This window comes from Desulfobaculum bizertense DSM 18034 (assembly GCF_900167065.1).
GTDB classification, from domain to species: Bacteria; Desulfobacterota; Desulfovibrionia; order Desulfovibrionales; family Desulfovibrionaceae; genus Desulfobaculum; species Desulfobaculum bizertense.
Map to the genome: position 1 here is coordinate 85424 of NZ_FUYA01000005.1, position 24882 is coordinate 110305.

22 protein-coding genes are annotated in these 24882 nt (G+C 52.5%); 4 read left to right on the top strand and 18 right to left on the bottom strand.

Annotation, left to right across the window (positions count from 1 at the left end; translation table 11 throughout):
- Positions 1-147: 147 nt before the first annotated feature.
- On the top strand, positions 148-1779 hold the full coding sequence (locus B5D23_RS08610; RefSeq protein WP_078685026.1) for a glutamate synthase-related protein: 1632 nt from the start codon (positions 148-150) through the stop codon (positions 1777-1779).
- A gap of 145 nt (positions 1780-1924) precedes the next feature.
- Here the strand turns inward: B5D23_RS08610 and B5D23_RS08615 are convergent, their stop codons facing one another.
- From B5D23_RS08615 to B5D23_RS08655, 9 genes are all read right to left on the bottom strand, one after another.
- On the bottom strand, positions 1925-2668 hold the full coding sequence (locus tag B5D23_RS08615; RefSeq protein WP_078685027.1) for a hypothetical protein: 744 nt from the start codon (positions 2666-2668) through the stop codon (positions 1925-1927).
- 21 nt (positions 2669-2689) lie between these two features.
- The gene (gene amrB / locus B5D23_RS08620; RefSeq protein WP_078685028.1) at positions 2690-3499 is read right to left on the bottom strand and encodes an AmmeMemoRadiSam system protein B; all 810 of its coding nucleotides are present in this window, start codon (positions 3497-3499) and stop codon (positions 2690-2692) included.
- Positions 3500-3539: 40 nt separating this feature from the next.
- The gene (locus B5D23_RS08625; protein ID WP_078685029.1) at positions 3540-6407 is read right to left on the bottom strand and encodes a tetratricopeptide repeat protein; all 2868 of its coding nucleotides are present in this window, start codon (positions 6405-6407) and stop codon (positions 3540-3542) included.
- A gap of 108 nt (positions 6408-6515) precedes the next feature.
- Entirely contained in the window at positions 6516-7526 is a 1011-nt protein-coding gene (locus B5D23_RS08630) for a sigma-54 interaction domain-containing protein (RefSeq protein ID WP_078685030.1), read from the bottom strand.
- A 511-nt stretch (positions 7527-8037) separates the two neighbouring features.
- Positions 8038-8820: a GTP cyclohydrolase FolE2 gene (gene folE2 / locus B5D23_RS08635; RefSeq protein ID WP_078685031.1), complete on the bottom strand. Its 783-nt coding sequence runs from the start codon at positions 8818-8820 to the stop codon at positions 8038-8040.
- A 5-nt stretch (positions 8821-8825) separates the two neighbouring features.
- Positions 8826-9245, bottom strand: coding sequence for a nickel-responsive transcriptional regulator NikR (gene nikR / locus B5D23_RS08640; RefSeq protein WP_078685032.1), 420 nt, complete (start codon positions 9243-9245; stop codon positions 8826-8828).
- Positions 9246-9291: 46 nt separating this feature from the next.
- Positions 9292-9969 carry a class I SAM-dependent methyltransferase gene (locus B5D23_RS08645; protein ID WP_078685033.1) on the bottom strand — a complete coding sequence of 226 codons (678 nt, stop codon included), beginning with the start codon at positions 9967-9969 and terminating at the stop codon, positions 9292-9294.
- A gap of 193 nt (positions 9970-10162) precedes the next feature.
- Complete coding sequence (locus B5D23_RS08650; RefSeq protein ID WP_078685034.1) at positions 10163-10993, bottom strand: MauE/DoxX family redox-associated membrane protein; 831 nt, start codon at positions 10991-10993, stop codon at positions 10163-10165.
- Positions 10990-11508 (bottom strand): rhodanese-like domain-containing protein, encoded by a 519-nt coding sequence (locus tag B5D23_RS08655; RefSeq protein WP_078685035.1) that lies wholly within the window; start codon positions 11506-11508, stop codon positions 10990-10992. Before B5D23_RS08655 ends, B5D23_RS08650 begins: the two co-directional genes overlap by 4 nt.
- A gap of 143 nt (positions 11509-11651) precedes the next feature.
- On the opposite strand from B5D23_RS08655, the gene B5D23_RS08660 reads away from it, so the two are divergent.
- The gene (locus B5D23_RS08660; protein ID WP_078685036.1) at positions 11652-12479 is read left to right on the top strand and encodes a rhodanese-like domain-containing protein; all 828 of its coding nucleotides are present in this window, start codon (positions 11652-11654) and stop codon (positions 12477-12479) included.
- On the opposite strand, the gene B5D23_RS08665 is transcribed toward B5D23_RS08660, so the two are convergent.
- The 9 genes from B5D23_RS08665 to alr form a co-directional block, all read right to left on the bottom strand.
- Positions 12476-12970 (bottom strand): DUF2867 domain-containing protein, encoded by a 495-nt coding sequence (locus B5D23_RS08665; RefSeq protein WP_078685037.1) that lies wholly within the window; start codon positions 12968-12970, stop codon positions 12476-12478. The genes B5D23_RS08660 and B5D23_RS08665 overlap by 4 nt on opposite strands.
- Before the next feature lie 27 nt (positions 12971-12997).
- Positions 12998-13762: a TlyA family RNA methyltransferase gene (locus tag B5D23_RS08670; protein ID WP_078685038.1), complete on the bottom strand. Its 765-nt coding sequence runs from the start codon at positions 13760-13762 to the stop codon at positions 12998-13000.
- 567 nt (positions 13763-14329) lie between these two features.
- The gene (gene thrC / locus B5D23_RS08675; protein WP_078685039.1) at positions 14330-15781 is read right to left on the bottom strand and encodes a threonine synthase; all 1452 of its coding nucleotides are present in this window, start codon (positions 15779-15781) and stop codon (positions 14330-14332) included.
- 42 nt (positions 15782-15823) lie between these two features.
- Positions 15824-16330 (bottom strand): DUF456 domain-containing protein, encoded by a 507-nt coding sequence (locus tag B5D23_RS08680; RefSeq protein WP_078685040.1) that lies wholly within the window; start codon positions 16328-16330, stop codon positions 15824-15826.
- Between the two features lie 42 nt (positions 16331-16372).
- Positions 16373-17848, bottom strand: a complete 1476-nt coding sequence (dnaB, locus tag B5D23_RS08685; protein ID WP_078685041.1) for a replicative DNA helicase — start codon at positions 17846-17848, stop codon at positions 16373-16375.
- Positions 17811-18404: a 50S ribosomal protein L9 gene (gene rplI / locus B5D23_RS08690; protein ID WP_078685042.1), complete on the bottom strand. Its 594-nt coding sequence runs from the start codon at positions 18402-18404 to the stop codon at positions 17811-17813. Before rplI ends, dnaB begins: the two co-directional genes overlap by 38 nt.
- Before the next feature lie 12 nt (positions 18405-18416).
- The gene (rpsR, locus tag B5D23_RS08695) at positions 18417-18677 is read right to left on the bottom strand and encodes a 30S ribosomal protein S18 (RefSeq protein ID WP_078685043.1); all 261 of its coding nucleotides are present in this window, start codon (positions 18675-18677) and stop codon (positions 18417-18419) included.
- On the bottom strand, positions 18677-18988 hold the full coding sequence (gene rpsF, locus B5D23_RS08700; protein WP_078685044.1) for a 30S ribosomal protein S6: 312 nt from the start codon (positions 18986-18988) through the stop codon (positions 18677-18679). The genes rpsR and rpsF overlap by 1 nt, the downstream gene beginning before the upstream one ends.
- A gap of 84 nt (positions 18989-19072) precedes the next feature.
- A complete protein-coding gene (gene alr, locus B5D23_RS08705) occupies positions 19073-20194 on the bottom strand; it encodes an alanine racemase (protein ID WP_078685045.1) in 1122 nt (373 codons plus the stop codon).
- 182 nt (positions 20195-20376) lie between these two features.
- Here alr and B5D23_RS08710 point away from each other — a divergent pair, with 182 nt between their 5' ends.
- Positions 20377-22725, top strand: coding sequence for an LPS-assembly protein LptD (locus B5D23_RS08710; protein ID WP_078685046.1), 2349 nt, complete (start codon positions 20377-20379; stop codon positions 22723-22725).
- Between the two features lie 118 nt (positions 22726-22843).
- Positions 22844-24823, top strand: a complete 1980-nt coding sequence (gene mutL, locus B5D23_RS08715) for a DNA mismatch repair endonuclease MutL (protein WP_078685047.1) — start codon at positions 22844-22846, stop codon at positions 24821-24823.
- The last annotated feature ends 59 nt before the right edge of the window (positions 24824-24882 follow it).

Below are 24882 nucleotides of genomic sequence, written 5' to 3' on the forward strand. Positions count from 1 at the left end.
AGGTTCTAAAGCGATTACTCACAATTCATTGCCATTCTCGAAACAGCTGATGGTAAGCAACGCATTTTTTTCGTCAAATGCGCGTGGAAGGGATATCGAAAATATTTTCCATTTATGTAAAAAATTCAGTTTCAATGGAGCGTTATCATGCAGTGGCCAAAAAATAACGACGTTCTGGGCAGCACGAACCGCGGAAACGCGATTGAATCCGGTCTGTGTACTCTGTGCCGAGCCGACTGCAAGGGAAAGTGTGAGACATGGCTTTCCTGCCTCAAAGGCCGTGAAATGCTGTACCCCAGGGACTTTGGTACCGTCACCGCTGGCAGCGGCAACACCTGCCACGTTGGTGTCTCGTACAACTCCCTGCGCATTCAGGGCGCCAACTACGGTGCATGCTGTGGTGGTGAAAAAGCAGAAAACGGCGACAGCCTTTTTACTGATGTCTCTCTGGAAACCTCTTTTGGTGCCGAAGAAAAGACCCGCTGCCGCGTTCCGTTCATGACCGGCGCGCTGGGTTCAACCTTCATCGCTGCCAAGTACTGGGACAGCTTTGCAATCGGCTGCGCCCTCGTAGGCATTCCGATTGTTATTGGTGAAAACGTTGTTGGTATTGACCGCAAATCCGAGCTGAAAAACGGCCGCATTAGCAGCGCTCCTGAGCTGGAACGCCGCATTGATACCTACTTGCGCTATCACGACGAGTACGGTGCCATCATCGTTCAGATGAACGTTGAAGATACCCGCAACGGCGTTGCCGAATACATCGCAGAAAAATACGGCAACAAAGTTATCATTGAGCTGAAATGGGGTCAGGGCGCAAAAGACATCGGTGGTGAAATCGAAGTCAGCAGCATTGAGTATGCAAGCTTCCTGAAACAGCGCGGCTACCTTGTGGACCCCGATCCCGAACGCCCAGAAGTGCAGGAAGGCTTCCGCTCCGGTGCAATCCACTCCTTTGCCCGCCACAGCCGCCTTGGTTACACCAACCTGAATTCCTTTGATCAGGTTCGTGAAAACTTCATGCACTCTGTGGAATACCTCCGCTCTCTTGGTTTCCGCCGCATCACCCTGAAAACCGGTGCGTATGGCATGGAAGCTCTCGCAATGGCCATCAAGCTCGCCTCCGAGGCAAAGCTCGACCTGCTGACCATTGACGGTGCAGGTGGCGGAACGGGCATGAGCCCCTGGAACATGATGGAAACCTGGGGTGTTCCATCTCTGCTGCTGCATTCCAAGGCATACGAATACGCCTCCATGCTCGCAGCTCAGGGCAAAAACGTGGTTGACCTCAGCTTTGCTGGTGGTTTTGCCAAGTGCTCCAACATCTTTAAGTCTCTTGCCCTTGGTGCCCCATACACCAAGATGGTCTGCATGGGCCGCGGTATGATGATTCCCGGCTTCCTCGGTTCCAACATCGAGGGCGTGCTTCACCCTGAACGCCGCGCAAAAGTCAACGGCAACTGGGACACCCTGCCCCCGGCAATCCGCGAGCTTGGCAACTCTCCAGAAGAAATCTTTGCTGGCTACCATGCTGTCGAAGACCGCATTGGCAAAGCAAGCATGGGAGAAATTCCTTACGGTGCAATCGCTATGTGGACTCTGGTCGACAAACTCTCCGCAGGACTCCAGCAGCTTCTGGCTGGCGCACGCAAATTCAACGTGGACAAAATCACCCGCGATGACATTGCCTCTGCAAACCGTGAGACCGAGCGCGAAACCGGCGTTCCGTTCATCACCGACATTCAGGACGAAGTTGCCCGCCGCATCCTGAAAAGCTAATCGTCATTCTCTCCTTAAAGTGAAAGCGAAAAGACCACCCGCACAAAGGGTGGTCTTTTTTTACGTCTTCCTCCTGCCCAAAACAAAGAAGGCCCTGCCCCTCGCGAGAGAGACAGAGCCGTACCCAAAGGAGTGTGTATGAGTACTAATTTGCTGGGCGAGACTGGAAGGTCACCGGAACATTGAAGTTCTGTATCTTTCCGCCAGCCCGTACCACGACTCGAACAAAAGAAATGCCACGAGCCGGGAAGTACAAATATCCTACCTTGGTGTACTGGGACGGGATAGGCTCATCAGACCAGCCATACCGGACCAGTTCCTGACGGATTGTCTGCTTGAATTCAGCATCAGACGTTGCCACGCCACCAGCCGTACCGCCAGCGAGAGCGCCACCAGCACCACCAATCAAAGCGCCTTTCCAAATATTATCCCCGCCACCAATGGTTCCAAGCAAAGCACCAAGTCCGGCGCCAATGAGCGTACTCACAGCAGCGGTCTTTCCTGCCCCCTTGGCCTTGTTGGTAAAGGCTTCAGACGAGAACACAAGCTGGGTAGCTTCGTTAACGTCATAAGCAAGGTATTCGCCATCACGAGCCACGCCGCGAGTCTGGTCAATGAGAACGCGCGGGTTCATGTTGCTCTTGTTTTTGAACACCAGATAAATAGGTTCAAGATCTGCATCCTGATAATCAAGCCCCTGCCCCTGATGCTCATACGCAACAGCGGCAATATCCCATTGAGGAGTCTGAACTCCACCCGCTACGCTAGACGGCTCAACAACCCGGCGAGGCTGCGGAAGAGGTCCAGTCGGTGTACATGCAGTGGTCGCAATCATTGCCACGGCCACGAGAAGCGTCCCCAATGTGGTGAATGCTTTTTTTATTGTCATGGGCAATCCTTTGTCGGATGGTTAACTGATAAGAACCCCAGCGTAGCCCACGACCTGATCAAAATCGCCCGTCACATCTCCCGAATTGGAATATGCAACAAGCCGGGCCGAATGGGCGCCGAGCTTTTTGGCAATAATCATTCCGAGCGTCATAGGCAACATACCGCACATAGATATATTTTTCTTACGTACGACATCGTAAAGCGCCCTTGGGTTCAGGGCCATCACAGCATCCAAGGCATCCCCGTCAAGCGTACGAGCCTTTTCTGCACTAATATAATGGCTCATGTCAGAGCTTACGGCAATGGATATTGCCTCTGGGATCGAAGAAAAAAGATCACCCAGAGCATTTCCTGCCTGTTCAAGCAGCCCATAATCAGGCTCGGAAACGCTGATGGGAACAATAGAAAGGTCACAATTCTGGTAGGCTAAAAACGGCAGAACAACCTCAAGCGAATGCTCCATGAGGTGTGCCGAACGGTCCGCAAAAATCGCGGGATGCTGTTCAATAATTTTGTGCGCCAGCTCACTCTCAACAGGGACATCTGCACCGGGGATCTGCCAGCTTCCATCTGGCCAAACCGCAAGACGTGCTCCCCTCCCTGTATGATTTGGGCCAAGCAAAACAAGCTTTTTCGCCAGATTTGCCTGGGCAAGTGTTTGCCCGCAAACCTGCCCGGAAAACATGTATCCAGCATGGGGGACCATTGCCAAAAGCGTCGGGGCAGAGGATTTCTCCCCTGCCCCGCGCATAAGTATCGAAAGGTCGTGGTTCAGCGCTTCGGGAGAGTCTGGATAAAAACGTCCGGCGACAACAGGATTTCTTTGCATTTCTGCCCCCTGTCCTGACGCCACTCCCTCGGCGGTGGAATTATTGAAGCTGTGCGTCAGGCTGATACTGCTGAGCGTTTTCCTCCAGCGCAGCAAGCTCCAGATCTGAGGACGCCATTCGCCCGTACAGTGTATCCGAAGATTCTTTTGCCAGAGTTTTCAGCATGTTCTTCCAACGGTCGGTGTCCCCAGCTTTGCGATACAGTCCGGCAACCCGGTACTTGAGCGCAGGATAGCTGGGATCATCCTTCTTCATATGTTTTTCATATTCCGCAGCCCATTTCAAGGTTTCTGGAATACGACCTGTTTTCTCAGTCACATCCATTAAAATCCGAAGATCATCACGGATGCGGTTTTCATTCCCCTGCGTATCCAGCAGCAGACTCAAGGATTCCTGCGCATATTCATACGCTTCCTTGTACTTGCGATCATCATAAAGAGACTGAGCCATGAAATTCTGGGCATATGCGCGTTGCCGAGGATCAAGCTCCTTGTCCTGTGCAAGCTTTTTCCAAAAACTCTTGCTCTTGTCCATCTTGCCAAGATTCTCAAAAGCCAGTCCCTGTGCATAATTCAGCTCGCGCTGATGCTCAGGGGTCAGCTCCCAATTCTTCACATCCTTTGCGACCTCAACGACCTTATCCCATGCCTGATTATCCAAATACACAGACAGGGCAAGGCTCATGGCCATCTCAGAAATTTCGGGAATCTGAGGCTTTTTCAGGTACGGCTCAGTCAGGGCCAAAGTCCTGCCGGGCTGCCCCTCTTTCCAGAAACTCAGACCAAGGGCCATACACGCCCCCGGTGAAAGCTGATCCTTGTGCTCACGCAAGAATGGATACTTCTCCCAAAGCTTCACGATCAGCGGATAATTTTCCTCCGCAACCAGAGCCTTGGACATCGCGCTAAAGGACTGCATGCCAACATCCACAGCCCGAGGCAACAACTCGCTCTCTGGATAGTTCTTTACAAAATCACTCGAGGCTTTCAGTCCATCAAGGTAGCGCTTGTTCCACAGCTCCCAAATGGCCAGCTTAAGCTGTGCCAGCGGAGCCAGCTTGCTTTCTGGATGATCCTTAATAATTTCTTTGTAGATACGGGAGGGGCGAAGCGTCAGCGGACGGTCAAAGATGGAATACATCTGCGCCAAAGACGGCTCGTCATAAATGCCCTCTTCTGCAAGACGCATTTTGGACACCAGCCCGCCTTCCCGGTCCGGGAAATCGCTCACTGCCTTTTCATAAATCTCACGAGCCGCATCAAAGCGGTCCATGTTGACGTAGGCATCACCAATACGGGCAAGAATAATGTCCGCATCATCGCCACGAGGATCTATATTGTAATAGGCCCAGTAAAAATCCTTGGCAGCCTCGTAGTCCTTAACCGCGTAAGCGGCGTCACCCTCAAGCTGCAGGAACGGCGGGAACTCAATGTAAAATCGAGGCCAGCGCTTTTCGATGAAGTCGACAATCTTGTAGGCCTGCTCGTCATAGCCAAGTTCTTTCAGAGAACGGGCCAGACCAAGCGAAGCTTCACGGACAAAGGTGCAGTCTGGGTAGACCTGGACCAGATACTGAAATTCATCAGCTGCCCGCTCATAGTCCTTATTCTTAAAATGATAGTCGCCCCAGTAATAATAGGTCAGTGGGACGTTGGGATCGTTCTTGTACTTGTCACGAAGAATCTTGAAAAAGGCCTTGGCCTCAGGGACATTATCCACGCGCAGGTTCAGCACGCCGCGCTTGAGCAACGCCGCCGGGACCCGGGACGAATCAAGGTTTGCGTTCATGGCAATTTCGTATGCGCCGTTCACTTCATCAAAATGCCCTGCGAGGTCATCACCGTACTTGGCGTACAGCACATCACCCTTCATATACAAGGCCTCTTCACGCATGTCCTTTGGCGCACGCTTATCAGAAATAATGTGCCCAAGCTGCTCAAGAGCTGCATCATACTGCTTGCCGTTCTGGGCAATGATCGCAGCATTCATGAGCTTGCCAAAATCTGGTCCAGCAGCAGGGGCTTTCTCGGCTTTTTTCAGGCTTTCTGGCTCTGGAGCATCCACGAGGGGCTGAGGCAGGTCTTTGGACGCAGGACGAGTCTGCGACAAGCGCTCTGCTCTCGCCTCTTTTGCGTTCTTTTTCCCGTCAGCTTTATCAATGCTTCCACGGAATGACCACGGCTTTTGCGAAAGCTCTTTGGGCATCGCCGCCTTTTTTTGAGGAGCAGTTTTCTCTGCCTTCACTTGCGGCTGAGCATCGGGATTCTGGGCCGTCGATGCGGCCACGGCCTGAGATGCAATTTCTTTTTTGGTAGGAGAAACTCCGCCTTTTTTGCCCAGCTCTCCACGGAATACATTAGGCACTTCATAATGCGTCCGTTTTTTTTGAGCAGCAGGCTTTTTCACAGACTCAGACGACTTTTTCGCCCTATGCTTCTGTGCCTGAGCAGCAGGAGTTTTTTTTGCGGCAGCTGCCGAACTTTTTGCACCCTGATCTTTTGCCTTTTTCCAGCGCGCCCCAAGCGGATCGCGAAAAACGTCCACCACAAGACGAGAAGGAGACTTCAGGGTAAAGCTGACATAGCCAAAGGCATCTGTTCCCAGCCGAATACCAGCGCTCTTGTTCGAGACGTTCACCGCCCGGACAAGCTTGGAATTTCCAAAACGCGGCCGTTTGCCCGTGTAGGGACCCAGTCCTTGTGGCGCAACAAGTTGCAGCTCATTTCGACCAGTCCGCTTGAGCGTATGCTGCGGAACAGAGTTAGGAAAAGTAAAGACAAGGCGCTCCTTATCAGGATGGATGCCGAACCGAAGGTTCATGGCATCTGCATCCAAAGGATGAGAGCACCAGATCATTCCCATCAGGAAAAGCGTGCAGACCTTGCTGCGGACATTTCGTTTCTTCACGAGGGCTCTTCTTGCAATTTGCGTGCAGACTTCCAACCGGAAACAGAATTTCTTCTACTTCCAAAGCATAAAAGCCTCTCAATTCAATGGATATACCAGAAAGACAGACTAGAGACCTTTCTTCTTGAGCTTCTCGATCAGCGTGGTCCGCTTGATACCAAGAATCTCGGCAGCCCGATTTTTGACACCGTTAGAAAGCTCCAGGGCTTCCACGAGCAAACGCTCTTCAACAGCATCCAAAAAGCTTTTGAGATCCAGCTCCCGTTCCTGAAGGTCCTGAATTCTTGGCCAAGAAAAGCCCACCGGCGCAAGAGCTTCTTCACTGGGCTGTGGTGGCGGAGTTTTGCCCACGCAGCGCCAGATCTTTTCAGGAAGTTCATCCGGTGTAATGATGTCGCCGTCACAAAGAATGGACAGGCGCTCCATGAAGTTTTCCAGCTCGCGAATATTTCCTGGCCAGTCGTATGCCAAAAGCATCCGGCGAGCTTCGGCAGTCAAAGCCAGGGGCTTCCGCTCCTGTGACGCTGCGAAGCCTCCAAGAAAATGATCTGCCAGCAGTGAAATATCACTGCCGCGGTCACGCAATGATGGCAAATGAAGTGGAATGACGTTGAGACGATAAAAAAGGTCTTCGCGAAAGTTTCCCTTCTGAACTTCGACTTCCAGATCCCTATTTGTTGCGGCAACGACACGAACGTCGGCCTGCTGGGTTTTGGTTCCTCCCACACGCTCAAACTCTTTTTCCTGAAGAACTCGCAGGATTTTGACCTGCAGCGAGAGGTCAAGCTCGCCTATTTCATCAAGAAAGATTGTTCCGCCCTCGGCAAGCTCAAAACGGCCAGCCCGGGAACGGATTGCGTGCGTAAAGGCACCCTTTTCATGTCCAAAAAGTTCTGATTCGAGAAGTTCTGCGGGTATTGCTCCGCAGTTGACGGGAACGAAAGGCTTTCCTTTTCGCTTGCTATTCGCGTGCAGAGCACGAACAAGAAGTTCCTTACCGGTCCCGGATTCTCCAGTCACTAATACCGTGCTATCAGTAGGCGCGACTTTGGCCAGAACCTTGAAAACTTTTTTTAAGGCGGGACTCTGACCTATGATTCCGCTTTTATCGATATCCATGCATCCTCCACAATTGTGCGAACACTCCCCCACATTCGGCGTGTCTTCCACACTCGTGTGAAATTCTTTGCCCGCACATTGGTGTCAATCTCATGACAAAGACATCATGATAACGCTCTTCCTTCTCATACCGGGCGCGGCAACAGACGATCGGAAAATCCTGTAAAGGATCCCGATAGGATGGAATCGTAGGCCTGATCGATGCGAACACGCGCCCCTCCTAGAGAGCATGGGATGTCTCTCTATTCTATCAGAGGCGCATGAAACGAACACGTAAAAAGGTTTCATCTCCTCATAGCCAGACCCCGAAGGCCTCCAGCACATGCTGGTCAAGCCCCCTCTGGCTACAAATCAGGATATCGCTTACAGCCCAAGCAGTCCTGATTTTTGCAGTGGCCCCCCAGCGCACTGCATACCATCTCCTTAAGAAAAACCCTGCAGTTGCCGGTGCAACTGCTTTAAAGCGCAGTTTTACGGCCCCCAGACAAAAAAGTCAAAGGGACAAAGTATCTTAGTGAGTATTCTCCATCTCGATACTCGCATACGCGCTATGATTATGAATAGACTCCTGGCTTTCCACATCAACCCGGAACCACGAAACCTGCTCCATCTTCTGGAGAGAATGCGCCGCAGAGCGGACCACATCTTCCACAAAAGCCGGATTGGCAAAAGCAGAATCAACCACGTCTCGTTCATCTTCGCGCTTGAGCACAGAATGAACCGGGGAGGAGCCAGCTTTTTCAGCAACAGCAATCAGGTCTTCAATCCACACCAGTCCTGTCGACCGGGTACGAATTGTTACAATGGCCCGCTGGCTGTGCGCTCCACCGTGACAGATAGCCAAAGAGCACGGACAGACAGTCATCACAGGCACTTCGACGCCCAGCACAAAGCTCAGCTGATCACCTTCGAGAACACCTGTGAGTTCACACTGATAATCCATCAGTCCTTTGCTTCCTGTACTCGGAGCCGTGCGCTCCAGAAAATATGGGAATCGGAAGGTCAAATGGGCGCGCTTGGCCTGAAGCCTTTCGCGAACATTACCCAAAAGGCGTTTGAAGCTCTTGTAGTCCAGTTCTTCGTCCCACGCTTCAAGAGCCTCCACAAATCGGCTCATGTGGGTGCCCTTGAACTCTGCAGGAAGATCCACAGAAAGGTCAACACTTGCAACAGTGTGCTGAACATTCTCTTTGTGATCCCGGTTGCGAACCAGAATAGGAGTACGCAATTCCTTCACGCCAACACGATCAATAGGCATGGCCACTTTTGCTGGGCCATTTTGAACATCCTGCATGGAAACTATACCAAATCCTGTCCAGTCGTTGTCAGGCTCAGCTTGCCGTGCTTCACTCCCTTGGTGGAAACAAGGCGCTGGCCCAGATTACGGATTTCGCCTGCGGTGCCTCTGAGCACCAGAACTTCTAGGCAATTGAAATGATCCAGATGAACATGCAGCGAAGACATAATCAGATGATGAGCCTCGTGCTGCAATTCTGTGAGACGCTGTGAAAGGTTACTTTGATGATGGTCATAGACCAGGGTCAGCGTCCCGGCGACTTCGTGATTTTCGTCAGTCCACTCGTTTTTGACGAGGGTATTTCGGATGAGGTCACGAATAGCCTCAGACCGGGTCTGATAACTGTTTTCTTCACAGTGCCGGTCAAATTTGTCGAGGAGGTCCGAATCGAGTGAGACTCCAAACCGAATTGTCTTTCCCATTACATCCTCCGCGAATTCTGGTGTTTTTCATGCTAACCACTTAGGGTCAAGCCTTTTTTACAATCTCAAGCAAATGCAGGGTAACGGAATGCTTTTCCCACTCCAGAGAACGGGTAAACACCCGTGTAAAATCCCAGCCCCGCTGCTCTATAGCCCCTTTAAATGGTCTTGCAACAACTCTATTGGGTTCTACAATCCATGCCCGGCCTCCGGGAACAAGACTCCAGTCCAAAAATTCTGCCACAGTCTCCACAAAAGACGGCTCATAGACAATATCTCCGCCCCAGACAAAGTCTGCGGAATGCTGCGCAAGGGCAGGCTTTCGCCAGTCCATCACAGCCCATGTTACCCGTGGTATACCAAGACGCCGCTGAGTCTCTGCCGCATAAACCAGTGGCTCAAACTCATAGTCTAACGCCAAGACCTGCGCCCCACACTGTGCAGCACACAGTGCCGAAAGCCCAAGGCCGCAGCCCATGTCAACACACCGTGCGTGCTGAATGCACTCTTTGTGCGCCTCAAGCCATTCACACAGCACAAGGCTCGACGGCCAGAGTTCAGCCCAGTACGGTGCTCGTTCCTCTTCGCCAGTCTTTCCAATGCTCTCCCACAGAGCTTCAAAATTGGACGGGCGAAGAAGGGGCCATGTTTTTCCGGCACAGTCAACGCGAAGAGTCGTCGTCCCCAGCCGCTCAAAAACAGAGCCTGTTTCCTGCTGAACCATGATTTTTCTACTTGTTTTCAGAACGCCGCAGAATGCGGCTATCACAAGGGCGGTACACCGACCGTAACACGCTGTCAATTCAGCGTGTCCGATTCATAGCATATACCACTCGTTTCGCAAGGATTCTGTGCTATCCATCAAAATATTTGGAAACAAAAAAGCGCCGCAGAAAAATTCCACGGCGCGTCCTTTTTTATTTCTTTTCTTCTGAATCGAGCTTCGTACTTTCCTCTTTTCCGGTTTGTACGCTCTCTTCTTCAGCTTCGGTTTCGACCTCTGGCTCAAGCTCAGGCTCAACCTCTGGATCTAGGGGCATTGCAATCGGCTCAGCCCCAGGCTCAGGCTCTTCTTTTGGCTTCTCTGTATCCTGATTTTCATCAGGCACATCATGCAGCAAGGATTCTGGCCTGCGCTCTTCTGTGGAATCGGAGTGTTCAGGGACATTTCCCAGTGCCCCCCAGCGTGCGCGGGCAGCAGAGACTCCAGCGCGTTCTGGCTGAGGCTCATCAGCTCCAAAATTTCCAACAGTAAAAACTTCGGAGTCAGCTGTTTGCGGGCGGGTTCGGCCTGTCCGAATGTCTTCCATCAGCAGGGCCAAAGCCTTGGCCTCGGCCTGTTCAACAAAGCCACGCCACAGGACAACCACCGCCATGAGCAGCAAAACTGTATCGCGCCACACCGAGTGGATCATATCGCCCTTTGCATCAGGGCGAACAGAGAAGCATCCGCAGCTCACATCAAGCCCGCGGGCAACGTTGAACCACATCAGGCCAATAAAGGTCAGCAGCATCAGCACAACAATCAATGCCGCGCCTCTTCGGAATGCCCGGAACATAAGCGCGATACCGCACACAAGTTCCAGCCACGGAAGCACTATCGCAATAGGATTAACAAAGGCGACAGGAATCACCTGATAATTCACGATAACCTGTGCGAAAAATTCCGGATGCAGAATTTTATCGACCGAGGCAAGGATAAACAGAACGCCAAGAATTCGGGAAAACCATGCAGCACATGTTCTCATCGGCTCATCTCCACAAGTCCGTCAGCCTCAATCCAGCCTTCAAAGCCCTGCTCATACACATAGACATTGGAATAGCCCAACATCAGCAGGTTTTCCGCAAGCTCGTTACTCATTCGGCAACTCAGTGAGCTACAGTACACAATCAGGGGCAGGGTCTGATTTTCTGCCGGACCCAAAAGCTCCATTGCATCCTCGGAGAACATCCCAGGCGATATGTTTACCGCGTCGGGGACATGCCCTTCACTAAAATCTTCCGGGAAACGGGCATCAACAAAAACAGCACCCTTTTCAGTAAACAGATCCAGTGCCTGCTCCGTTGTCACAACGCCAACGGTCCCCGCTTCTGGAAGCCCGTCGTTTTGTTGCACAACTGTTGTTGTTTTTAGTGGAACCTGTTCCCAGCTCAATCCCTTGGGATTATGCATGTTGGCTATGTACGCCAGCCCCAATGCCAGAGCACAAAGAAAAAGAATTTCGTAGCACACAGTCAGTTTCGGTGAAAACACTCGCATCATAACCAGCCTTTCATCACGCAGTTAAACCACATCCTCAGCCATTTCTCTTTTCGCAAAGCTGCCCCTGTGCAGGGTGACAGCTTTCTTCACCCTGTGTTATCATACGATCTCAAACAGATAACACAACAAAACGGGATAATCACATGTCAGAATATGTTAAACGTGTTGATTCCGAACAGATCCGCAAGCAACTCACCGAACGTGGCAACCAAAACATGATTCTGCTCGATATCCGGCAGGACTGGGAATACGAGGAAGAGCACCTTCCCGGCGCCCTGCACATCCCTCTGCCAGAATTAACCCAGCGTCTGGATGAACTTCCGCTCCATCGCCCCATTGTTGTCTATTGCCGCTCTGGCGCACGAAGTGCAGCTGCCGCAACGCTCCTCAAGGCGCAAGACTTTGAGGACGTGTCCAACATGACAGGCGGCATGAACAGCTGGCTTGGCATCTCTGCCGTCGGCCCTTCAAGCGCCGGGCTTGCCGTCTTTACCCCAGATGCAACCGAAGCTGAAATTATTACCGTTGCCTGCCGCATGGAAGAGCAGCTTTCACGCTTCTATTCTCAGCTTGCCAAAGAAAATACCGACGCAGAACTGGTCGGCACACTCACGCGGCTCGCATCTTTTGAACAAAAACACAAGTCTTGGCTTCTTATTACGTATCGGCAGCTTATGGGGCATGAACTTGATCTCAATCTCCTCACCGAATCCATCCCGCCCACAGAAGCACTCGAAGGTGGACTCACTGCCGAGGAATTTATTGAGTACAACCGTCCCGCGCTTTCAGACAGCCTCTCGATCATTGAAACCGGAATGATGTTTGAAACTCAGGCTCTAGATCTCTATCTTCGCTGCTCAAAGCGCCCACCTCGGCAAGAAAGCAAAATGCTCTTTTACAAGCTCGCCGAAGAAGAAAAACGGCATCTCAAGGCCTTGGCAACGCTCATGGACAAGATGCAGCACAGCTAGGAGCACACGGCTCTCGAACCCGCAATCATCAGCTTTCGCGATATCCACGCATGGAATGGTCGCAGCAAAAAGAACTGAAGCAGTCCAAGCACATTTTTAAACCGAACCACGTTCGCAACATGAAAAAGCTCTGGTCCATCTTCACGGTCTTCCACCGCGACAGCGAAAAAAACTCGCAGATTGCGGTGCGACTGCTCGCCAATCCAGAAGACATCTGACGCGGCAACAGTCACAAAGCACAGGAGGCGATCACCCGGAAGGGCAATTTCGTCTCCTGCTTTTTTTTCGACAGAACGGCGCAGTGTTTCAAAAGAAACCTTCTCTCCAGAATGCAGCTTTGGCGCTCGAACACTCATCCAGCGTGGGGACTGTGTGCACATTCCAGACAAAAAAGTCCGCAGGCCGCCATGCCCCGCAACAGACCTGTGCGTGACAAAATCAGCCTCCTCTATCAGGTGCCGAATCTCTGGAACATCTTGCAAGTGTTTCACAGCTCGACCTCCGTGCGCCGTCCTCGCTTATTCGCCCTGCTCCTGCGGACGTCGCATATAGACGATATGTTCCTGGTTACCCTTCGGGCCTTTGATCTGGGACGGTATCTCCCCGATAAACTCAAGCCCGCACACCCGCTCAAGGTCTCCAATCACCCGCGCTACGGTCTCTTTTCGCAGAGCATCGTCTCGGACAACACCCTTGACCGTCTGGTCAGAGCTGACCTCAAACTGAGGCTTAATCAGTACGGCAATCTCGCCACCCGGTTTCAAAAACCGCATGCTCGGCGCAATAACCTTGAGCAAAGAAATAAACGATACATCCGCAACGATCATGTCGACAAGCTCTGGAATCAAATCGTCCTGCGCAAGTCGCATATTTGTGCGCTCCAGGTTCACCACCCGGGGATCATTACGAAGACTCCCGTCAAGCTGGCCATAACCAACATCAACAGCATACACCCTGCTCGCTCCATGCTGGAGCAGGCAGTCGGTAAAACCACCCGTCGACGCACCTACGTCCAGCGCAATCTTGCCCTCACACGATATCCCAAAATGGTCTATCGCCGTGAGCAATTTATACGCCCCACGAGAAACAAAACGCTTCATCCCCTTCACTTCCAAAAAGGACTCCGCACTCACCTGCTGGCCCGGCTTCTCTATCCGAACCTGCTGGCCCTTTCGCTCCTCGTACACGAGGCCCGCCATTACAAGACGCGTCGCCTTTTCCGCACTCTCAGCAAGACCTAGCTCATAAAGCCGCTGGTCCGCTCGTATCTTCTTCTTTGCCATCGTTAGACTTGCTTACTCTTATGTTACACATATCACCAAATTATCGTCCAGACATGACACATCACTCGCTTTCCCTCAAGCTCTAAAGCTTTGTGGGAATGGAGCACGGTGGGCGCTTGGGTGGGCGGCGGGGACTCTGTCCCCGCACCTCTGCAAGGGGCGCTGCCCCTTGACCCCGCCCAAGGACGAGGCCCTTGGGAATCCCGCTATCGCCCAAAATTTTAGGGCCGGATGTGTGAAAGCCGTTGGCTTTCCCCTACATCCGGCCCTAAAATTTTGGCCTAGTGGCGTTTCCCGATCGCGTGTTCTTCTGCCTTTTCCTGAGCGTACTTTTTCTTTTTGAACGCAAGTGTTCAAAAGAAAATGGTGGCAACGCACGGGAAAGAAGCCGCTTTAGGCAGCCCCAACAAGTTTAAAAGCCGTCCAAGCGAAGCTTGAACGGCTTTTAAACTCGATGAGGATACGTAAGGGAATCATTCCCTTACGCGGGGGTTTGGGGGCTGGCCCCCAAAAAAATCCCTTCCCATACAGCACAACCGCGCTGAAACAGGCCCCCCAAAAAACATACTACCTATGCTTAAGGCCAAGCTTTTCAACAATGCTGCTTGCACAAGCGACAGTGTAATCCTGAGCGCTGAGTTTTTCTTTAGACTCTGCGTCAATGACCAGCTCAGGCATGTTCGCAAGCTCGGGCTTGGGGGTAATACCATACTCAGCGGGATAGGTGTTCTCGTAATACATGTTCTGGAAGCCAATGAACTTCAACATGTGAGCAGTTGCGTCAAGAATAGCGGTTTCATCAGCAGAGATGAGACCAAGCTGACGGGCCTTAACCAGACCTGCGAGACACTCGCCACCCTGCGTGCAGGAAATGTGGCCGTGACGGTTGGCAAGAAGCATACCTTCAATGATGTCCTGCTCAGAAACCTGCACAACCTGGAAACTGCCTTCGCCAGCAATGGCTTCAAACTTCTCGGCAAAGTAACGCACACGAGGGAAGGACACAGGATTGCCGATCATTGCAGCCTGAGCAACACTCGGCTCGACTTCAACGGGAGCATACTTCCGCTTCTTTGGTGCTTCTGCGTAATAGCGATAGACCGGATCAGCATGATGAGACTGCACACCAAAAATACGAGGAAGCGCAGTGATGATGCCCAGGTCATACATCTTGAGGAAACCGCTCATGATGGCGGTGATGTTGCCTGCATTGCCAACGGGGACAAAAACAGCCTTACCTTCGAGGTCCCAGTCATACCACTGAGCAAGCTCAAATGCATATGACTCCTGACCGAGAATGCGCCATGCGTTCTTGGAGTTCAGCAAAGCAACCTGATAATTGTCCGCAAGATGCTCAACAACCTTCATGCAGTCGTCAAAAACACCGGGAATCTCAAGAACAGTTGCACCACTGCCAAGAGGCTGGGCAAGCTGCTGAGGCGTCACTTTTCCCTGAGGGAGCAACACGGCGGACTTAATCTTGTCGCTGGCATACGACGCATACAGGGCAGCGGCGGCAGAAGTATCACCTGTCGATGCACACACGGCGAGAATGTCATCAGCGCCCTGAGTACGAATCAGATAATTCAAAAAACTAAAGGCACAGGCCATGCCGCGATCCTTAAAGGATGCGCTAGGGTTCTGGCCATCATTCTTGAAAGCCAGCTTCTGGCCATCAAGCTCAGCAGAAAGCTGCGGGCTGGACTGAACGATGGGGGTGTTTCCTTCGCCCAGAAACACAATATCCTTGTCGTCCATGACAGGAGCCATCAGCTCATAAAAACGGAAGATGCCGCGCAGTGGGTCATTCTTGGAGCCTGCGCGGGTATCGAAAATTTCTCGCCACTCTTCGCCGGAAGTCTCGCGAAGGGCATCAAAATTCTTGTCCTGAAGCAGGAACACGCCCCCACAGTCTGGACAGGTGTAATGCAGTTCCGTCGTATCGTAGCGGGCACCACATCCGAGACAGAAATATTCCATATCACCCCGATATGTGGGGAATGCATTTTTATCAGCCATCACTTCAAGTCCTTTCAGCTAGAGAAATAAAATATACAGAGCCTAAGCACTCCACACGCTCTGGGCAGCCATTACCGCCATGACGACGCCGATGCCGATTTTTGCGACAAGGCCCAAAAAGGTGCCATACATGGCACCAATAGCGGCCTTTTTAGCACCCGCGAAGTCACGTCCCTGAAGGCGTTCCACAGCCAGACACCCGCCAAATGCACCAAGCAGTGCACCGGGGAGTGCTCCGATTCCAAACAGAAAGCCTGCGCCAAAAATTGCACCGAGGATAGCGCCCAAGACGCCACCCCAGTTGCCTTTTGACGACGCACCGTAGCGCTCGGCTCCTTTCAGTCGTATGACAAACTCAATAATTTCGCCCGCAAGAGCGAGAAGTGCAAGACCACCAAAGCCGAGCCACGTCATGCTCATCTCTGGATGCGTTGCTTTCCACAGAGCAACAAGGCCCAAGACGACCCAGTTTGCGGGGAGTGAAAAGACGTGCAAAAGCAGCGTACCGAAGCACGCGACAACAAAGAGAATGGCGAAAACTTGCGTCATTTGTCTCTCCTGCCTGCGACGAGGTGAATGCCACGAAAACTGTTATGAGGAGCCAGCGTATTCGGAAGGTTCAACCTGCTGGGTCAGATTCTCAAAGGCTGTGTATTCCTTCTGGAACATCAGTTCAACCGCACCTGTTGGACCGTTACGGTGCTTGCCGATAATAATCTCAGCAATGCCTTTTTTGGGATTGTCTTCGCTCTTGTTGTACACTTCGTCACGATAGAGGAAAACGATCATGTCAGCATCCTGTTCAATAGCGCCAGACTCACGAAGGTCAGACAGCTTGGGACGCTTGTCCGTACGTTCTTCAACTTTACGGTTCAGCTGCGAAAGCGCAATGACTGGCACCTTGAGTTCCTTTGCCAGCGCCTTCAGCGAACGGGAGATTTCAGAAATTTCCTGTTCACGGGAGTCGATGTTACGCCCTGCGCGCATCAGCTGGAGATAGTCAACAATGACCAGGCCGAGACCCTTTTCTGCCTTGAGTCGACGGCAGCGGGCACGGAGCTCCAGAGTACTGATTGACGGCGTATCATCAATAAAGATTGGGGAAGAAGACATATCCTCTGCCGCGTCATAAAGCCGGGCCCAGGCTTCATCATCAATAAAGCCTCGGCGCATGTCCGAAAGATTGACACGGGCCTTGGTACACAGCATACGCATCATCAACTGGTCCATGCCCATCTCGAGGGAGAACACAGCCGAGGGTGTTCCGTAATCAGAGGCAGCACGAAGACCAAGGTTCAGCGCAAACGAGGTCTTACCCATTGCAGGACGACCAGCAATAATGATGAGGTCAGTGGGCTGGAGACCAGCCGTAATCTCGTCAAACTTGTAGTAGCCTGTCGGAACGCCGGTAACGACTTCCTTTCGGCTGTAGAGTTCCTGCAACTTCTGGAAAACCTGATTGACCAGCTCCTTGGAGGCAACAAAGCTCTTGTTGGAGCGCTGCTCAGAAATTGCAAAAATCTGCTGTTCGGATTCGTCAAGCAGACCTTCCACATCTGAACGCTCGTCAAAGCAACTTTCGATGATGCCAGAAGCGACGCCAATCAGCTGGCGCTGTACAGCCCTGTTTCGCACGATTTGGGCGTGGAACAAGGCGTTGGAGGCGCTTACCGTGGATGCAGCCAGCTCTGCAAGATAAACAGGGCCGCCGACGTCATCCAAAAGGCCCATGCTTCGCAGCTCTTCGGCAACGGTCACAAGGTCCATTGGAATGGATTTACGGAAACACTCCTGAAATGCGCGGAAAATAATACGGTGGGCGGGAGAGTAAAAGTCATCCTCACCCAAAAGATCCACGAGATCGTGGAACACGTTGGGCTTTAAAAAAACACCCCCCAAAACAGCCTGCTCAGCTTCCAGGTTGTGGGGGGGAACTTTTCGCAACACATCACCAGAGGCCCTTTCGAGGCTTCTGGCAACGGCAAAACCCCCGGTCCCCTCTTCAGAGGACCGGGAGGAAGAATGCGTCTTAGGCCTGTTCAGCTTCGCTGACCTGTCCTGCGTCATCGCTTACTTCTTCTTCTGCTGCTTCGACCGGAGCCTCTGCAACAGTTTCAGTGTTTTCTTCGGAAGCAACTTCTTCTGCTTCCTCGGAGGTGATGGGCTGACCTTCAACCCAGTCGTGGCGTACAACAGCAACGCTCAGCTCGCAGCGAACGTCGGGGTGCAGCTTGACGGGAACAGCATATTCACCAAGAGAGCGAATAGCCTCTTCGAGAATAACTTTTTTACGGTCAACATCCAAGCCCATTTCGGCCAGAGCTTCAACGATGTTTGCGTTGGAGACGGAACCGTAGAGCTTATCGCCTTCACCAACACGCACGCGGAGGACCACGCGGGACTCAACCAGCTTCTTGGCGAGTTCTTCAGCCTCAAAGCGGATTTTGTCCATTTTCTCCTGAAGCTTTTTGCGCTCCAGTTCGAAAACCTTGATGTTAGCTTCGGTAGCTACCATAGCGAGGCCCTGAGGCAGAAGGTAGTTACGTCCAAAGCCGGGTTTCACTTCTACAATGTCACCCAGGCGACCCAGATTGTCGATATCGGCTCGAAGAATCAGTTTCATACCATGCCTCCCCTAGAGCGTCCTTTTCTTCACAGAAGCGCTGTGCACAGCTGTGTAGTACAGAAGAGCCATCTGACGAGCACGCTTGATAGCCGTGGTGAGACGGCGCTGATGCTTCGCACAGGTACCGGTGATGCGGCGAGGAATGATCTTGCCGCGCTCGGTGATGAAATCCTTCAGGATATCAGGGCGCTTGTAATCGATGGGGAGGTCCTTATCAGCACAAAAACGGCAGAACTTCTTCCGCGGGGTAAACTTCTTACGAAAAGCCATTATGCTTCCTCCTCGACTTCAGCTTTGTCAGCCAAACGAACGGTAACGAACTTGTAAACACCATCGGTGATGCGGATGTTACGCTCAAGCTCAGCAACGAGAGCACCGGGGCCAACGTACTCAAGGCGTACGTAGTAACCGCGGGTCTTCTTGTTTACAGCGTAAGCGAGGTCACGCAGACCCCAATCGTCAACAAGCTCCACCTTGCCGCCTTCGCGCTCAATGATAGCGCTGAAGGAGTCGACAAGAGACTGGCGCTCTTCGGCTGCAAGCTCAGGAGAGAGCAGCAGCAAAGTTTCCAATTTTCTCATAAGTCCTCCTCATGGTCTATTGGCCCTCACCAACATGATGAGAGCAAGGCAAAACGCAGTCATTATGCGAAGCCCCTTGTCCTGTCAAGCAAATCGGCGTTGATTCTGCCCAAACAGGCACAGGACTTCGTAACTGATTGTTCCACAACAATCTGCGATTTCTTCGACGCGTACGGGATTTTCTCCTGGTCCGCCAAGAAACCAGACGTCGTCACCGGGTTGTACACCCGAAATATGGCTCACGTCTACAGCAGCCATCTGCATGCACACACGGCCCAGGAGTCTGGCCCGTTTTTCATGAATGGTAACAAGGGTCCGGTTCGACAGGCAGCGCAAAATATTATCGGCGTATCCGCCTCCAACAATTGCAACCTGCATATCGTGTTCGGCCTTGAATGTCCGCCCGTAACTCACGGTTTCCCCTTTTTTCAGGGGATGAACCTGGTACACGCGTGACCGAAGCTCCATTGCCGGCACAAAGCCTTCACCAAGAGCCTCGTTTTCTGTTCCCCAAAATGGATTCCCTCCATACAGAGAAATTCCTGGGCGCTGCGCATCAAAACGCAGTTCTGGATGCGCCAGAAGCCCCGGAGAACTGGAAAGGCTGGCTTCAAACTGGAGACCAGCGTCACGAAGGTAATTGACAACAGTCGAGAATCGTTGTCCCTGCTTGTGGGTAAAATTCTGCTCCGAGCTGTCGTCTGCAACCGCGAGGTGCGAGCAGACCATGCACACATCCACGTGCGAGCATGACTGAATTTCTGGTAAAACCGAAGCAACCTGCTCTGGGACAAAACCCAGCCGGTTCATTCCTGTATCAAACTTGAGCGCCACAGGCTGCCGCAATCCAGCAGCTGCTGCGGAGGCATCGAGCCGCCGCAACTGAGGCACCTGCCCCACAAAGGGGATAATTTGAAAAGTGGCGCACAAGGCATAATCCTGGTCCAGCTGAGGGCCAAGCAATGACATGATGCGGCCAGAAAAGCCATTTTTCCGAATCGCGACAGCCTCTTCCACAGAGCCTGCACAAATGGTGTGCGCATGCGCGCGCTCCAGCGCCTCGGTGACTTTCAACACGCCATGACCATAGGCATCCGCCTTGATCACGGCATACGCTTTTCCCCCAATCTGCTCCAGCTTTCGCCAGTTCTGCACAATTCGATCGGGGTGAATGATTGCTTCCAAATGGTTGAAAGGTATCGTCATACTCTCCTCTTCGAGAAAAGATGGCCGTACGCATCTTTTCGAACGGCAGTTTTTATAAAGGATTTCCGGGGTGATGCCTACTGTTCATTTTCCACAAGCTGTGGTATTTCCAGCAGGTCGCATCTGTGACCCATTGGCCCGATTTCACACTACCCTATAACGCATGGACGTTAATAATTACAATGGTCAGCTTGCAGCTTCTTAAAAAATCGGTTCTTTCACCGACCGCCGCAATTCTGCTTGCTCTTGCCTTTGTCTTCTCCGGATTTGTTGCGACACCTGCCAGCGCAGACATTTTGTCTGACAAAGTGGCAAACTCCGAAGGTGAAAAAGGTACCGAGCCCTGGCAGCTCAAGGCAGACAAAATTTCTGCCGATCACGACCCCGAGATTATCGAAGCCGAGGGGCACGTGGTGCTTATTCAGGAAAAGCGGACCCTGCGTGCGGATTACGCACGGTACTATCGCAAGACTGGCTGGGTGTATCTCAAGGGCAATGTCGATATCAGCTGGTCCAAAGACCGCCTCACTGCCGATGAAGCAGAATTTGACCTGAACAGCCGCAAAGGCTGGCTCAAGGATGGATTCGTCTACATCGACGATGCGCACCTGTATTTCTCTGGTGCCCGCATCGAAAAGCATGAGGGTGACACCTACTCGTTCCGCGATGCCACAGTCACTTCCTGTGACAAGCCCGAAGACGCGTGGTCCTTTGACCTCGACAAGGGCGAAATCACCATTGAGGGATATGCTTGGCTCGAGGGGGCAACGTTCAACGTTGCCGACGTTCCTGTGGCCTACTCTCCGTACCTGATCCTGCCTGCAAAAACCAAACGGCAAAGCGGTCTGCTTATGCCAAGTTTTGGTACCAGTTCTCGAAATGGCTTCTTCTACAATCAGCCCATTTACTGGGCCATTGACGAAGAGTCGGATGCGACATTTTATGAGAACTACATGAATCTGCGCGGCCTTAATCAGGGCATTGAGTACCGTCACACACCGAACGCCAACACAAAGGGTTTGTGGCGCTTTGACTGGTTGAACGACAAAAAGGTGGCAAAAACCGAAGAGCAGGCAGACGATCAGTTTCAGAATGACGGGCTGACCCGTCCGAACCGAAACCGCTTCTGGTTCCGGGGCATGTATAATGGTTATGTGTTCGATCCGCAGTGGAAACTGCGCATGAACGTCGACTATGCCTCTGACCAGGATTATCTGCGTGAGTTCAAAAACGACCTGACAGGCTTTGAAAAGACTGACGATCTTTTTGAACGGGAGTTTGGCCGGGATATCGATGACTCTGATTCCCTGACCAGAACTTCAACTCTTTTGGCAACCCGGTCCTGGAACCGCGTTGGTCTTGCCACCAAAATTGAATACACTCAGGACTTCCGCTTCATGAATGGAAACGGCGGTGACGAAGACGACCCAACCCTCCAGCGACTGCCAGAACTGTATGGCTTTGTCTGGAAAGACCGTCTCTTCAAAGACATCCCCGTTGAATTCATGCTGGACTCTTCCGCAGGGTATTACTACCGGGCAAAGGGTGACTCTGGCAGCCGCATTGACATGACGCCTGCCCTGAGTGCCCCACTGGAGCTTGGTCCCATTTCGATCATCCCTTCAGTCGCCTTCCGCGAAACCCTGTACATGGAAGGAACATACGAGGACAATCCAGAGGCTGATTCTTTTGAAGCCCGCCACCTCCCAACCTACGAAGTGACGGCTTTCACAGAAATGGCCCGGGTTTTCCAGCTGGACAACGACAAGCTTGTCCCCTCTGCCGAAAACGTTGGCAACAGTGGATGGACCGCAATCCGCCATGCCATCCAGCCCAGAATCGACTACACACTGACGCCCTACCTGAGCCAGAAAGACAATCCCTTCTTTGATGATGTGGACCGTCTGCCTGCCTCAAACGAAATCACCTATTCTCTGACCAACGTGCTTGACCGTAAGCAAGAGCGCGTCATCGCCAAGAAAGATGGTGACGACCTGAGCTACATTCGTGTCGCTGATTATCTGGACTTCTTTAACCTTCGGGTTCAGCAGAGCTATGACCAGCGAGAAGCAACTCGAGACAATGAGCGCGACAAATATGAGCGCCGCCCATTCTCGGATGTGCTGATCGAAGCAATCTTCAACTTCAACTCTCAACTGAGCTGGACAAGCCGCTCCCAGATTTCGCCATACATTGGCGATGTCACAGAGCATGAGCACTTCCTGACTTACCGCCCCATCGACCGTTTCCAGGTTCGTTTTGGGCTGGACTTCCAGGAAGCAATTGATGAATACAAACGCCAGAACCGGGGCCGCCTGCGCCAGAGCCGCCTTGGCATTGACTGGGCAATCAACAAAAACTGGTTCGTCAGCATGGAATATCGTGCCGACATCGAACATTCCAAAGACCTCGAAAAGACCCTGCGCCTGCTCTACAGAGAACAGTGCTACGGCCTTGAGCTTCGTCTGGATGCCGATGACAACGAAACCCGTGTTGAGGGCCGCGTTACCCTTTTGGGTCTGACGCTCTAGGCCAGCTCTCATTCCTTGCTCTCACGCGGTGCGAACCTCTGTTCGCACCGCTTTTTTTTTGCGTTACACCCACAGGTCAAGTCTGGCGAAGCACTGCACTTTGCGATACAACGGGAGCATGACAAACAGCCTTCTCCAAGAAAAAAGACATCCCATTCAGGTGCTTTCACCAGAGCTGCAAAACCAGATTGCAGCAGGTGAAGTTGTCGAACGTCCTGCAAGTGTTCTCAAAGAACTCATGGAAAACAGCCTCGACGCAGGTGCAACACGCCTTTCTGTTACAATTGAACAGGGTGGACAGGGCCTAATAGACATTCAGGATAATGGCTGGGGCATGACTCCAGACGAGATTCACCTTGCCCTGACCCGCCACGCTACCAGCAAGCTTGCTGACGCCAGCGAACTGAACAGCATTGCGAGCTTTGGTTTTCGTGGAGAAGCCCTGCCGTCTATTGCCTCAGTCTCCCGCATGAAAATCAGTTCCATTGCCCGTGGTGCCGATACAGGCTTTTTTGTTGAGCTGGAGGCAGGCAAAGTCATAGACTCTGGTCCGGCAGCCATGCGCGAAGGAACCCGCATTGAAATCCGGGAACTCTTTGCCAATGTTCCGGCCCGGCTCAAATTTCTCAAGACGACCACAACCGAGACCCGGCGTTGCCAAAATGCCTTTTTCCGGCTGGCACTCACCCGCCCGGATGTCCGGATGAAGCTGACCATTGGTGGCAGAAAAATGTACAGCTTCCGCGATGGTCAGGACCTTGTACAGCGCCTGACCTCAGCATGGCCGCCTGCTGTCACGGAACATCTTTTGCCCATCGACCACGAGCGCCACGGATACACGGTCACAGGCGTAGCCTCCACGCCAAACAGCACACAGGCGCGAAGCGACAAGATGCTTTTCTATGTGAATGGCCGTCCCGTGTCTGACAAAATTTTACTCAGCGCTGTACGCGACGCCTACTCTGGCCGCCTGCTCAGCCGCGAATATCCGCAATGCGTTTTGTTCCTTGAGGTCCCGGTGGAGCACATCGACGTCAACGTCCATCCGGCAAAAACCGAAGTTCGCTTTCGGGATGAACGAACCATTTTTTCTGTCATCAGAAGCGCGGTGCTCTCTGCCCTTGAGCAAAACCTTGAATCCCAGAGCCATGACGCAGATAGCTTCGGACTCGGTGCATCCGATAACGCCGAAGAAAATGAAGCATCATCAGCTCAAGGCATTTCTGCGGCAGCACTCCACGGCTCAGCCCTTTCCCGCAGGGCAGGAAGCCCGCTTGCAGGCTCAGTTTCGGACCACACAAATGCATCACTTTCTTCTGTGCGCAGCCCATCACGCGGAGCCGGAACGTCTTCCTTTACGGAACGCTCCAAGCCACTCTCTCGCCCCAGCTTCACCAATTTCCGTGACCACCACGCCGTCACAGAAAAAGAAGCATATCTGGACCTGACGCCCGACGTCAGTCGCGACATGGGCCTACACGAACCCGGCCCGGCCGCACAGCTTAGGCACGCCGTCACAGAAACACCATGGCGAACGCTCAGCGCTTCTGACGGAGGTGAATATCTTGGCCAGCTTGCCCGCACCTACCTTATTTTACGCTACATAGACGGGACACTCGCCCTTATCGATCAGCACGCCGCGCATGAACGGGTCCTGTATCACAGCTTTGAGAAAGCCGGGAAACGAGGCGACACACAGCCTCTTGCAATCCCGCTGGAGCTGTCGCTGCACCCATCTGAAAGCAACCTTTTTGCCGAAATACAGGACGAGCTGACCCAACTTGGTTTCAGCTTTGGCGAACACAGCGAAACGAGCCTTGAAATCACAGGTATCCCAGCCCTGCTCTCTATTTCCAAAGGTCGCGACTACCTGCGAGCCGCGCTCAGCGAACAGGCCAAAGACATCAGCCAGCTCTGGGCAATGCTCTCCTGCAAAGCAGCCATCAAGGCCAATCAGATTCTGGCGGATGATGAAGCGCTTTCACTGCTCGAAGAATGGCTTGCGACTCCAGACCGGGACTACTGCCCGCATGGTCGCCCTGTCAGGGTCCAGTGGGGATTGAGCGATTTGGAAAAGCTCTTTAAAAGAAGGGCCTAATCGCTTTTTGAGAAAAATTTCCCATACTCCTTGCCAAAACGTCTCGTTTACGCTCAGAT